This is a genomic window from Halomonas faecis (genome assembly GCF_010993975.1).
Taxonomy (GTDB): domain Bacteria; phylum Pseudomonadota; class Gammaproteobacteria; order Pseudomonadales; family Halomonadaceae; genus Halomonas; species Halomonas faecis.
In genome coordinates this window covers 1-11,832 of record NZ_JAACZO010000005.1, presented here as the reverse complement: position 1 = coordinate 11,832, position 11,832 = coordinate 1, and the positions used below count along the sequence as shown (strand labels likewise).

Genomic DNA, 11,832 nt, shown 5'->3' with positions numbered 1-11,832 from the left:
AACCGGACATGCCGGTATACGCCGGGCCCAACCCCGAAACGCGCGACAGCGCGGGAGAGTGCGACATGTCCGAGCGTATCGCCACCGTCACCCGTGACACTCGTGAGACCCAGATCACGGCGACCGTCAACCTCGACGGCGAGGGCCGCCTCACCGGCGAGAGCGGTGTGCCCTTCCTCGACCACATGCTCGACCAGGTGGCCCGCCATGGCCTGATCGACCTGGAGATCAAGGCGGTAGGCGACCTGCACATCGACGATCACCACACCGTCGAGGATCTCGGCATCACGCTCGGCCAAGCCTTCGCCGAGGCGATCGGCGACAAGCGTGGCATCTACCGCTATGGTCACGCCTACGTGCCTCTCGACGAAGCGCTTTCACGGGTGGTCGTCGACTTTTCCGGCCGTCCCGGCCTGTTCATGAACGTCGAATTCACGCGCGCCACCATCGGCCGTCTCGATACCCAGCTGTTCTGGGAATTCTTCCAGGGTTTCGTCAACCACGCCCGCGTCACCCTGCACATCGACAACCTGAAAGGTTTCAATGCCCATCACCAGGCAGAAACCATCTTCAAGGCCTTCGGCCGCGCGCTGCGCATGGCCGTGGCGCCGGACCCGCGCATGGCCGGCCAGATGCCCTCCACCAAGGGCTGCCTGTGAGGCCGCCGCACGACCACACGAGGAGCGCCCCATGACCATTGCCGTCATCGACTACGGAATGGGCAACCTGCATTCCGTCGCCAAGGCACTGGAACACGTCACCCATGAAAACGTGGTGATCACCCGCGATGCCCGCCGTATCCATGGCGCCACCCGTCTGGTGCTGCCCGGCCAGGGAGCGATTCGCGACTGCATGGGCGAACTCGAGCGCACTGAACTGCGCGGCCTGGTCGAAGAGCTTCTGGCCAGTCAGGAAAAGCCGCTGCTGGGAATTTGCGTCGGCCAGCAGATGCTGCTCGGCCACAGCGAGGAGAACGGTGGCATTGCCTGTCTGGGCTTTCTGGCCGGCGAAGTCAGGCGCTTCCCCGGCGACATGCGCGACGACCGCGACCATCGCCTCAAGGTGCCGCACATGGGCTGGAACCTGGTGCATCAGAATCATGCGCACCCGCTGTGGGCGGGCATCGACCAGGACGAACATTTCTACTTCGTGCACAGCTACTACGTCGATGCCGCCGATGACGCCGCGGTCTTCGGCACCACCGATTACGGCCGCATCCAGGCTCATGTCGCCATCGGCCGCGATGCGACCTTTGCCGTGCAGTTCCATCCCGAGAAGAGCTCCCGCGCTGGTCTGAAGCTCCTCGAGAACTTCGTCAACTGGGCGCCCTGAGTCGCGCCGAAAGGATCCCGACATGCTGGTTATTCCCGCCATCGATCTCAAGGACGGTCACTGCGTGCGCCTCAAGCAGGGCCGCATGGACGATGCCACCACCTATGGCGACGACCCGGTGGCCATGGCCGAGCGCTGGGTGGCCGCCGGCGCCCGCCGCCTGCACCTGGTCGACCTCAACGGCGCCTTCGCCGGCAAACCGGTCAACGCCGATGCGGTCACCGCCATCGCCCGACGCTTCCCCGAGCTGCCGATCCAGATCGGCGGCGGCATCCGCTCCGCCGAGACCATCGAGCACTACCTGGATGCCGGCGTCTCTTACCTGATCATCGGCACGCAGGCGGTCAAGGAGCCAGCCTTCGTCGGCAAGATGTGCCGCCAGTTCCCGGGCCACGTGATCGTCGGCCTCGATGCCCGCGACGGCTTCGTCGCCACCGACGGCTGGGCCGAGGTATCGCAGGTCAAGGCCGTGGAGCTCGCCAAGCGCTTCGCCGACGACGGTGTCTCGAGCATCGTCTACACCGACATCGCCAGGGATGGCATGATGAGCGGCGTCAACGTGGAGGCCACCGCGGCCCTCGCCCGCGACGGGGGCCTACCGGTCATCGCCTCGGGCGGGGTGACCAACCTCGACGACCTGCGTGCGCTGGCCGCTGCTGGCGAGCCGGGCATCCTGGGCGCCATCACCGGCCGCGCCATCTATGAAGGCTCGCTCGACCTGGCCGAGGGCCAGCGCTTGTGCGACGCCCTCCTTGCCAATCGGACCGGGAGCTAACCATGCCACTCGCCAAGCGCATCATTCCCTGTCTGGACGTCGACGCCGGCCGCGTGGTCAAGGGCGTCAACTTCATCGGCATCCGTGATGCCGGCGATCCGGTGGAGATCGCCCAGCGCTACAATCAGCAGGGTGCCGACGAGATCACCTTCCTCGACATCACCGCCAGTCACGAGGATCGTGACACCACCGTAGAGATGGTCGAGAGAATCGCCGGCGAGGTGTTCATCCCGCTCACCGTGGGCGGCGGCATCCGGACCTGCGACGACATCCGCACCATGCTCAACGCCGGCGCCGACAAGGTCTCGATCAACACCGCCGCGGTGAACAACCCCGAGTTCGTGCACGAGGCCGCCGAACGCTTCGGCAGTCAGTGCATCGTGGTGGCCATCGACGCCAAACGGGTCTCCCAGGAGGGCGAGCCGCCGCGCTGGGAGATCTTCACCCACGGCGGGCGACGCCCTACCGGCCTGGACGCCATCGAGTGGGCGAAGAAGATGGTCGAGTACGGTGCCGGCGAGCTGCTGCTCACCAGCATGGATCGCGACGGCACCAAGGCCGGCTTCGACCTCGGCGTGACCCGTGCCATCAGCGAGGCGGTGAGCGTGCCGGTGATCGCTTCGGGCGGCGTTGGCAACCTCGACCACCTAGTGGAGGGAATCCGCGAGGGCGGTGCCGATGCCGTGCTCGCTGCCAGCATCTTTCACTTCGGTGAGTACACCATCCCCGAAGCCAAACGCTACATGGCCGAGCGCGGCATCAATATGCGCCTGTGACTACAGACCCGAAGGAGCTTCCCATGCTGCTGCATCGATGGCTAAGCGCTGCGATGCTACTGCTGTCAGGAGGCGCCGGCCCGGCGATCGCCGAACACGCGACATGGCCTCCTACCATGGAGCTGGATCACGTGCTGGTGCAGGCTGGCCTCTACACGACCCACTTCAGCGACGACCCCGACCACACCAACGACCAGCACCTGATTGGCGTGGAGCTGCACAATCCCGACCGCTGGTTCGCCGGCGGCGCCCGCTTTCGCAACTCATTCAGTCAGGACTCGCACTACCTCTATGTCGGGCGGGAGTTTCCCTTCTGGCAAGCCGGAGACGTCACCCTGCGCGCCAAGCTGAGCGGCGGGTTGCTGCATGGCTATCGAGGCGAGTATCGCGACAAGATTCCCTTCAACCGTTACGGCGTCGCCCCAGCGTTGCTGCCCACGGTGGGGGCACGCTGGAAGCGTGCCGAGGCCGATCTGATCGTCTTCGGCACTGCAGGCATGATGGTCACCGCCGGGTGGCGTTTCTGAGTCTCCGCGCTACTCCGCGGATAGCCCCAGGTTGCTGACGCCTTCGTTGCGTCCCAGCCGACGCAGCGTCTTCAGCGCGTCCCGGTCCAGCACGCCCTCCTCGGCCGCCTCGAGTACGGCGTCCTGGAAGGCGTTCTCCTCCGTCATCAGTGGGTGCTCGCGTACCAGGGCGGCCAAACGCTGATCATCCACCTCGCCCTCGGTGAGTTCGATGAAGGCGCGTACGCCCCCCTTGGAGGTCCGACTCACCTCGAGGACGGCATCCGGTGCCTCGCCCTGAAGCGTGTCGAGCAGCGCCGATAGCGCCACCACCGCCTCCAACGCCCGGCGCGCCCCGAAGCTGTCGTCATCGCCCGGCGGTTCCAGTCCAGCGAGCTTCTCGGCCTGGCGCTCGAAGTCGATCTTCGCGCCTTGAACCGCCAACCGTTCCCAGACCAGGTCGAGAATCACGCGCAGGCCATGGACGTCGCCATGGCCGGCGGTCTGCGCATAGAGCGCATAGTTGGGCAGCAGCCGCTCGATGAGCGCCGCCATGAACGCCTGCTGGCGGCGCGACGAGAGGGTCAGTAGTCGCTCATGAAATCCGCTCACGAAGTCTCCTCGAAATTGACTGTCACAACGCTATGGGCTCAAGGCCACAGGCGATCCAACGGAACGCGACCGCGAGCATCGAACGCCACGCCCTCGTCCATCAGTCGCTGGCGCTGTTCCCGTGCTCCGGAGTGGTCGGCCAGCCTGCGCGAAGCGGTGATCACCCGAAACCACGGCAGTTCGTGGCCGGCGGGCAGTTCGCGCAGCGCCCGCGCCACCAGCCGCGGCGTGGTGGCCTCGGTCATGGTGGCGATCCGCCCGTAGGTGGTGACCCGACCGGGCGGAATCGCAGCGATGACGGTGTAGATCTGTTCGCGAAGCTCTGACTTCATGTACCCTTGCGCTCCCGGAAACTGGCCAGCAATGCCGCCACTCCCATCTGTCGTACCGTGAGGCTCGCATGCACTTCCATCTGCTTCAGCACGACCCCCGGCGCGGCCCGGCCCGCATCGCCGACTGGCTGACCAGCATGGGCCACAGTCATACGGTGTTCCATCTACATGACGGTGAGCTGCCGCCCCGCCTGGCCGACGGCGATGCGCTGATCGTTCTCGACGGCCCCATGGGCACCCGCGACGACCTCGACCACTCCTGGCTCAAGCGCGAGCGCAAGCTGATCGCCCGTGCCGTGAACGGCAACAAGCCGTTGCTCGGCATCGGCCTGGGCGCACGGCTGATCGCTGCGGAACTGGGTGCCAGCGTGGGCCCCGGCACCTTTGCCGAGGTGGGATGGCATCGGATCGACCTCGCTCCGAACAGCCCCTTCGACCTCCCGGAGCAGTTTACCGCCTTCATGTGGCACCGCGACGTCTTCGCCCTGCCCGACGATGCCCTTCCGCTGGGCGGCAGTGCGGCAAGTCCCGTCCAGGGCTTCGCCTGGGACGGAGGACGGGTGATCGCCCTGCTGTGCCACCTAGAGGTCACCCGCGACAGCCTGGCGGCCCTGCTCGCGGGCCCCTGGCCGCCCGACGAGGGGGGCGGGCCCCACGTCCAAACTGCAGAAGCGCTGCTCGACGACCCACAACGCTTCGACCGACTGGCTCCACTGCTCGACCGCCTGCTCAGCCAATGGCTCGCACGCAGCACCGGCTGATCGCGCTCAGGCAGGCAGCGCCGACTCCCCCGCTCGCTGCTCGGCCGTGGCGCTCCACTCTCGAGCTACGGCCAGGCAGCTGTCCCAGTCACCCACATGCAGAAACTGCGTCGTGTCGCGCTTCTCCAGTTGATAGCGATACATGGGATCGTAGTATTCGGTAAGCAGCGGTGCCAGCCACGCCTCGTGGGCCTGGGGGTTGCCACGCGCGTGCTCGCGAAAGGCCAGCTGCTGCAGGCGCTGCAAACGCGCCAGCCTCGCACCGCCCAGGCGCTTCTTGAGTCGTGACAACGAAGAAGCGAGCTGCTTGCGCATCAGCGCCCAGCCCAGCCACTCGCCGCACTGCCGGCGATAGATGGCCCACAGGTCATCGATATAGTCCTTCTGGATCTGGCGCAGCCGCCAGTCCAGCGGCATCTCCACGCGCAGCCGCGGCGCCTGCTGCATGGCATGCCAGAAAGTCAGCGGTACGTTCGCCGCCCCGATATGACGCGACTCGTCCTCGACCACCAGCGGACCGGGCAGCGACAGCAACCGCTGCCCCATGGCGTGCTCGAAGTCGATCTGCGAGGGAGCCGGCAAGGGATGCCGGCCGAAAGCGGACCCCTTGTGCCGCGCGCAGCCCTCGAGGTCGAGGCCGTTGTCGAGCGCTTCGATCAACGGCGTCTTGGCACAGCCGGTGAGCCCACCGATCACCAGCAGCGGCTGCTCCGCCGCGGTATCGATGCGTGCGCAGAGCGCCTGGCGCAACGCCTTCCAACCGCCACGGACGCGCGGACGCAGGCAGCCGACCTCGGCCAGCCATTGCTGGGCGATCTGCGACCTCAGCCCACCGCGGAAACAGTAGATGACGGCATCGGGATGAGTCTCGATCAAACGCTGCCAGGCGGCCACTCTGGCGTCCTTGATGCTTCCACTGACCAGCCGTTCGCCAAGCGCGATGGCCGCCTGCTGGCCCCGCTGCTTGTACTCGATGCCAACGGCTCGACGCTCCTCGTCGTCCATCAGTGGCAGGTTCACCGCACCGGGCATCGCCCCCTGAGCGAACTCCACCGGCGCCCGCACGTCGATCAGTACACGCCGCTCGTGCAGCAGGGCGAGATCCGGCTCGACCAGCGGCAGGTCACTCATCCGCGCACCTCGATCAGCGCCTCGCCCTTGGTGGCCACGATCTCGCCGAAGGGGGCCAGTTCGATTCCGTGCTCACGGCCGATGCGCTCCACGTCGTCTTCCCAGGACGGGTGCACGGAAAGCAGCAGACCACCGGAGGTCTGAGGGTCGCAGAGCCACTGCCAGTGAGCCTCGTCCATCGCCGGCAGGCTCGCCCCCAGCGCCTCTCGATTGCGACGGGTTCCGCCGGGCACCGCCCCCTGGCGACGGTAGGCCTCAGCCTCGGCCAGCCGTGGCAAACGGCGAAAGTCGATACGCGCCGCCACACCGCTCGCCATGCACACCTCGGCGAGATGGCCGGCCAGCCCGAAGCCGGTGACATCGGTCATGGCATTGACTCCCTTGACCCTGGCCAGCGCCATGCCGATACGATTGCTGCGCAGCATGGCCTCACGGGCCAGCCCCTGGTGGCCGGACTCGAGCAGCCCCTGCTTCTCGGCAGTGGTGAGCAGCCCCACGCCCAGCGGCTTGGTCAGAAACAACAGATCTCCCACCTGAGCGCCCTTGTTGAGTTTCAGGTGCTCGAGATCCACCAGCCCATTGACCGCCAGGCCGAAGATCGGCTCGGGAGCATCGATGGAGTGCCCACCGGCCAGGGCCAGACCCAGTTCACGGCACACGCTCTGTGCTCCCGCCACCACATCGCCGGCGATCTCCGCCCCCAACTTGTCCAGAGGCCAGCCCAGGATACCCAGCGCCATCACCGGTGTACCGCCCATGGCGTAGACATCGCTGATGGCGTTAGTGGCCGCAATGCGCCCGAAGTCGAAGGGGTCGTCGACGATCGGCATGAAGAAATCGGTGGTGGCAATCATGCCGCGCCCGTCACCCAGGTCGTAGACGGCGGCATCCTCACGGCCCTGATTGCCCACGATCAGGCGCGAATGAGCCGCCCCAGGGCCGGCCTTGGCCAGGATACCGTCGAGCACGTCCGGCGCGATCTTGCAGCCGCAGCCGGCGCCGTGGCTGTACTGGGTCAGGCGAATGGCGCTCATCGTGATCTCCTCTGCTGGTGATACGAGCATTCTACATCATCGGCGCAGGCCCCCTGGCTCACATCGCCTCCAGAGCATCGGCCAGCTTCTCAACACCGACGACTTCCATCCCTTCCGGTATGCGCTTCGGTACATTGGCACGCGGCACGATGGCTCGCGTGAAGCCGTGCTTGGCCGCTTCGACGATACGCTCCTGGCCACTCGGCACCGGGCGGATTTCGCCGGACAGCCCCACCTCGCCGAACGCCACCAGTTCACGCGGGAGTGAGCGGCTCTGCAGGCTGGAGACCACGGCCAGCAGCACGGCGAGGTCGGCACTCGTCTCCAGCACCTTGACGCCACCCACCACGTTGAGGAAGACGTCCTGGTCCCCGGTGAAGAGTCCACCATGACGGTGCAAAACGGCGAGAAGCATGGCCAGGCGATTGGCGTCGAGCCCTACGGCGACTCGGCGCGGATTACCCAGTGCCGACTCATCGAGCAGCGCCTGAACCTCCACCAACAGCGGGCGAGTCCCCTCCCAGACCACCATCACCAGGCTGCCCGGTGCCTGTTCTTCGCTGCGCGACAGGAAGATGGCGCTGGGATTCTTCACCTCCTTGAGGCCGTGATCGAGCATGGCAAAGACGCCGAGTTCGTTGACCGCGCCGAAGCGATTCTTCTGACCGCGCAAGGTCCGGAAACGCGAGTCCGCCCCCCCTTCGAGCAGCAGCGAGGCGTCGATCATGTGCTCGAGCACCTTGGGGCCCGCCAGAGTGCCGTCCTTGGTCACATGCCCCACCAGCAGCAGGACGGTGTCCGACTGCTTGGCGAAACGCGTCAGCGCAGCCGCTGACTCGCGCACTTGGGCCACGCCGCCCGGCGCCGAGGCGACATCCTCCAGATGCATGGTCTGAATGGAGTCGATGACGAGTATCTCGGGGCTTTCGCGCTCGGCCACGGCGAGAACGGTCTCGACGCTGGTCTCGGCGAGCATCTTGAGTCCGGTCACTGGCACCTGCAGCCGGTGGGCACGCATCGCCACCTGGGATAGGGACTCCTCCCCGGTGACGTAGAGCACCCGATGCGCCTGGGCCAGCTTGGCGGCGGTCTGCAGCAGCAGGGTCGACTTGCCGGCTCCCGGATGGCCGCCGAGCAGTACGGCAGACCCCGGCACCAGGCCACCACCCAACACGCGGTCGAATTCAGCGAACGTAGAGGAGAGCCGCGGCACCTCGGAGAGGTCGACATGGGCCAGGTCGACGACTTCCCGCGACAGGCTACCGGCATAGCCGGCACGCGCCGTCGCACCGGCTGCAGCACCGGGACGTGCCGGCGCCAGGCGGACTTCGCTCAGGGTGTTCCAGGCCTGACAGCTCGAACACTGACCCTGCCATTTGCGATATTCGGCGCCGCATTCAGTACACACGAAGGCACTTTTCGCTTTGGCCATGGGCGCGAAATTCCTCCTTGAAGTCAGGCAGCGAAGACTGGCACAACAGCGAAGGGCAGCCCGTGGGGCCGCCCTTTCAGATTCACGTTCGAAGAACCGGCGTTTAGATCCGCTCGAGCTGTAGCGCCTCGCTGTTCTGGAAACGCCGCCGCTGAGGGTCGATGAGTTCCAGCGTGTCATCATCAATGCGCAGGAAATAGTAGACCTGGCCGTCACCATCCGGGGTCAGCTCGTAGACGGTGGCCTGGGGATCGTCTTCCGTCCCTTCGAGCACCTCCCAGTTGCCTTCGTAGTTCTCGTCCGGCGGCTCCTGGGGATGCTCACGGTAGCTTGCGCGAAGGTTGAAGGTGCGCTCATCCAGGGAACTCTGCTCATCACCGAGCATGCGCACGTTCAGATCGATACCCGCGCAGTTACGACAGGGCAGAGTGCCCTGATAGGCCACCTCGGTACCCTCGTCCACTTCCGGGCCGGCAGCCCGGTCACCGGTCGGCCCGGCGGCACAACCTGCCAGCAGGGCCAGCATGGCCGAGCCGGCCAACAGAGTCTTCATTTTCATCGACACACTCCTAACCAAAAGCATCATGAGGCCGTGGGTCACGACTGCAACCCTCACAGCATAACGCGTCATGCCCATTGCGGACAGCATGCTGCATCCAGGGTTCCCGACTCATTGCCCAACTGCGGCATGCACGAACTGAAACACCAAAGCCAACACCGCCGGCATCACCACCAGGCTGCCCAGATTGCCGATCAGCACCAACGACGCCACGGTGTGCGGCTCCTGGCGATACTGTTCGGCGACCAGGTAGTTCAGCACGGCCGGAGGCAAGGCCGCAAACACCCAAAGAGACGCGGCCTGCAATCCAGTCAGATCGAGCCAAAGGATCATCGGCAAGGCCAGAAGCAACCCGGAAAGCGGGCAGAGCACTGCGCCGAGCAGGCCCGTTTTCCAGTCGGAGAAGTCGACATCGAGCATGCGAACGCCCAATGCGAAAAGCAGCAGCGGAATGCATACGCCGCCCAGCATATGCAGTGCCTCCAGAAGCCAACCGGGAAGCGGCAAGCCGAACAGGTTGACCGCCAGCCCAGCCACGGTTGCAAGTACGATGGGCATGCGCAAGAGACGACGCAGCGACGTCCGCGGATCCAGCATGTAGAGTCCCACCGTGAAGTGCAGCATCATCTCGACGATGAATAGCACCACGGCTGCCGGCAATGCCGCCTCGCCAAAGGCCAGCAGCAACAGCGGGATGCCCATGTTGCCGGAATTGTTGAACATCATCGGCGGCAGGAAGGTCTTCGCCTCGAGCCCCAGCCGACGAACCAGTGGCCACAGCACGATGCCGGAACCCAGCACGACCACGGCCCCCGCTAAAGCCAGCTTTACGTACTCTTCCAGCGGAGCTTGGCCGTCGGCCAGCACGGCGAACACCAGCATGGGCACGAACAGCTCCATGTTCAGCGTATTGAGATTGCTGATGTTCGGCGTACGGAAACGCCCGTATAGCGTGCCACAACCCGCAATGAGGAATACCGGCAGCAGTGTGGCAAGTATTTGTGCTGTCATGTCCTCTCTCGGCGCCCCGCATGGCCCATGAAGTGCATCAGCCTAGCATGACGGCCGCTTGCGCGGTCAGGCCTCAAGGGTCACCATGACACGATCACCTTCTGCCTGTAGCCGAGCGAGAACCCATGAGCGAGTTCTGGAGCCCGTCCGTACGCGAACTGACCCCCTACGTTCCCGGAGAACAACCCCGTGAGCGTCTGATCAAGCTGAACACCAACGAGAACCCTTACCCGCCAGCACCGAGCGTCGAAGCGATCCTGCGTGAATTTCCTGCCGATCATTTGCGACTTTATCCCGACCCCGAGTCACGGGCACTAAGGCAAGCGCTGGCCGATGAGTATGACGTCGACGTCGGCGAGGTCTTCGTTGGCAACGGCTCCGATGAAGTGCTGGCACTTGCCTTCCAGGCGTTCTTCCGCCATGGCCTGCCGCTGGAGATGCCGGCTGTCACCTACAGCTTCTACCCGGTTTACTGTCGCCTGTATGGCATCGAGCGCCGCTCGCATCCTCTCGACGACCACTGGCAGATCAACCTGGACGCCTTTTCCCAAAACTGTAGTGGCGTCATTTTCGCCAACCCCAATGCGCCCACCGCTCATGGCCACTCTCGCGAGGCGATATCTCGGTTGCTGAAGCGTATCACCCAACGCGTCGTACTCATCGACGAGGCCTACGTGGATTTCGGTGGTGAATCCGCGGTTCCACTAGTGGCTCAGCACAACAACCTTCTCGTGACGGGCACTTTTTCCAAATCCCGCAGCCTCGCCGGCGTTCGACTGGGTTACGCCATCGGCTCACGCGAACTGATCGAAGGACTCGAGCGCGTCAAAGATTCCTTCAACTCCTATCCCATCGACAGCTTGGCCAGCGCCATCGGCATCGCCTCTCTGCAAGACCGCGACCACTTCGATGCCTGTCGCGAAAAGGTCATCACCACCCGCGAGCGCACACGAAAACGGCTAGAAACGCTGGGCTTCGAGGTCTTGCCGTCCCAAGCCAACTTCACCCTCGTACGCCATCCGGCCCAGGAGGCGGCACAGCTATTCGTCGGGCTGCGTGAACGCGGCATCCTCGTACGCCACTTCAACACCGAAGTGCTCAGCGACTTCTTGCGCATCTCCATCGGCACCGAGGACGAGATGGACAGCTTGGTCGAAACGCTCGAAGTGCTTTGTCGCTGACACCTCCTGAAACTCGCCCTTCGACCCCGTTTACGGCTTCCGCCTGTTCCCGACAGACGGGATCCAAGGGAGCTCCCCAAACGAAAAAACCCCGACCAATGGCCGGGGCTTCTGAATAAGCGCCTGACGATGATCGGGGCGGCCTCCCGCGACTCTCCATGGGAGACCCCCAAACGAAAAAGCCCCGACCAGTGGCCGGGGCTTCTGAATAAATGCCTGACGATGATCGGGGCGGCCTCCCGCGACTCTCCATGGGAGACCCCCAAACGACGAAACCCCGACCAATGGCCGGGGCTTCTGAATAAGTGCCTGACGATGACCTACTCTCGCATGGGGAGACCCCACACTACCATCGGCGCTGAGCGGTTTCACTGCTGAGTTCGGCATGGG

General features: G+C 65.0%; 14 protein-coding genes and 1 rRNA gene. 7 read left to right on the top strand and 8 right to left on the bottom strand.

Annotated features, from left to right (window positions below):
* The first annotated feature begins 65 nt into the window (after positions 1-65).
* From hisB to GFD32_RS03165, 5 genes are read left to right on the top strand one after another with little or no spacing between them, the layout of a single operon-like run.
* Positions 66-659 carry an imidazoleglycerol-phosphate dehydratase HisB gene (gene hisB, locus GFD32_RS03185; protein WP_163575127.1) on the top strand — a complete coding sequence of 198 codons (594 nt, stop codon included), beginning with the start codon at positions 66-68 and terminating at the stop codon, positions 657-659.
* Positions 660-690: 31 nt separating this feature from the next.
* Positions 691-1,332, top strand: a complete 642-nt coding sequence (hisH, locus tag GFD32_RS03180; RefSeq protein WP_163575126.1) for an imidazole glycerol phosphate synthase subunit HisH — start codon at positions 691-693, stop codon at positions 1,330-1,332.
* Between the two features lie 22 nt (positions 1,333-1,354).
* Positions 1,355-2,107: a 1-(5-phosphoribosyl)-5-[(5-phosphoribosylamino)methylideneamino]imidazole-4-carboxamide isomerase gene (gene hisA / locus GFD32_RS03175; RefSeq protein WP_163575125.1), complete on the top strand. Its 753-nt coding sequence runs from the start codon at positions 1,355-1,357 to the stop codon at positions 2,105-2,107.
* A gap of 2 nt (positions 2,108-2,109) precedes the next feature.
* The gene (hisF, locus tag GFD32_RS03170; protein WP_163575124.1) at positions 2,110-2,883 is read left to right on the top strand and encodes an imidazole glycerol phosphate synthase subunit HisF; all 774 of its coding nucleotides are present in this window, start codon (positions 2,110-2,112) and stop codon (positions 2,881-2,883) included.
* A 23-nt stretch (positions 2,884-2,906) separates the two neighbouring features.
* Positions 2,907-3,410: a hypothetical protein gene (locus tag GFD32_RS03165; protein ID WP_163575123.1), complete on the top strand. Its 504-nt coding sequence runs from the start codon at positions 2,907-2,909 to the stop codon at positions 3,408-3,410.
* Between the two features lie 9 nt (positions 3,411-3,419).
* Here the strand turns inward: GFD32_RS03165 and GFD32_RS03160 are convergent, their stop codons facing one another.
* Both GFD32_RS03160 and GFD32_RS03155 read right to left on the bottom strand, forming a co-directional pair.
* On the bottom strand, positions 3,420-4,001 hold the full coding sequence (locus GFD32_RS03160) for a YjaG family protein (protein ID WP_163575122.1): 582 nt from the start codon (positions 3,999-4,001) through the stop codon (positions 3,420-3,422).
* Positions 4,002-4,039: 38 nt separating this feature from the next.
* Positions 4,040-4,333: an MGMT family protein gene (locus GFD32_RS03155; RefSeq protein ID WP_163575121.1), complete on the bottom strand. Its 294-nt coding sequence runs from the start codon at positions 4,331-4,333 to the stop codon at positions 4,040-4,042.
* A gap of 68 nt (positions 4,334-4,401) precedes the next feature.
* Between GFD32_RS03155 and GFD32_RS03150 the strand changes: the two genes are divergently transcribed.
* The gene (locus GFD32_RS03150; RefSeq protein WP_163575120.1) at positions 4,402-5,094 is read left to right on the top strand and encodes a type 1 glutamine amidotransferase; all 693 of its coding nucleotides are present in this window, start codon (positions 4,402-4,404) and stop codon (positions 5,092-5,094) included.
* 6 nt (positions 5,095-5,100) lie between these two features.
* Here GFD32_RS03150 and mnmH read toward each other — a convergent pair whose 3' ends face one another.
* The 5 genes from mnmH to GFD32_RS03125 all read right to left on the bottom strand — a co-directional run bounded on the left by mnmH (position 5,101) and on the right by GFD32_RS03125 (position 10,261).
* Positions 5,101-6,225 carry a tRNA 2-selenouridine(34) synthase MnmH gene (gene mnmH, locus GFD32_RS03145; RefSeq protein ID WP_163575119.1) on the bottom strand — a complete coding sequence of 375 codons (1,125 nt, stop codon included), beginning with the start codon at positions 6,223-6,225 and terminating at the stop codon, positions 5,101-5,103.
* Positions 6,222-7,259, bottom strand: coding sequence for a selenide, water dikinase SelD (gene selD / locus GFD32_RS03140; RefSeq protein ID WP_163575118.1), 1,038 nt, complete (start codon positions 7,257-7,259; stop codon positions 6,222-6,224). Before selD ends, mnmH begins: the two co-directional genes overlap by 4 nt.
* A 58-nt stretch (positions 7,260-7,317) precedes the next feature.
* Entirely contained in the window at positions 7,318-8,691 is a 1,374-nt protein-coding gene (gene radA / locus GFD32_RS03135; RefSeq protein ID WP_163575117.1) for a DNA repair protein RadA, read from the bottom strand.
* A 103-nt stretch (positions 8,692-8,794) separates the two neighbouring features.
* Positions 8,795-9,250: a copper resistance protein NlpE N-terminal domain-containing protein gene (locus GFD32_RS03130; protein ID WP_163575116.1), complete on the bottom strand. Its 456-nt coding sequence runs from the start codon at positions 9,248-9,250 to the stop codon at positions 8,795-8,797.
* A 111-nt stretch (positions 9,251-9,361) separates the two neighbouring features.
* Positions 9,362-10,261 (bottom strand): AEC family transporter, encoded by a 900-nt coding sequence (locus tag GFD32_RS03125; protein ID WP_163575115.1) that lies wholly within the window; start codon positions 10,259-10,261, stop codon positions 9,362-9,364.
* 125 nt (positions 10,262-10,386) lie between these two features.
* On the opposite strand from GFD32_RS03125, the gene hisC reads away from it, so the two are divergent.
* Positions 10,387-11,442: a histidinol-phosphate transaminase gene (gene hisC, locus GFD32_RS03120; protein ID WP_163575114.1), complete on the top strand. Its 1,056-nt coding sequence runs from the start codon at positions 10,387-10,389 to the stop codon at positions 11,440-11,442.
* A 307-nt stretch (positions 11,443-11,749) separates the two neighbouring features.
* Here hisC and rrf read toward each other — a convergent pair.
* Positions 11,750-11,832, bottom strand: a 5S ribosomal RNA gene (rrf, locus tag GFD32_RS20160); the annotation flags it as partial.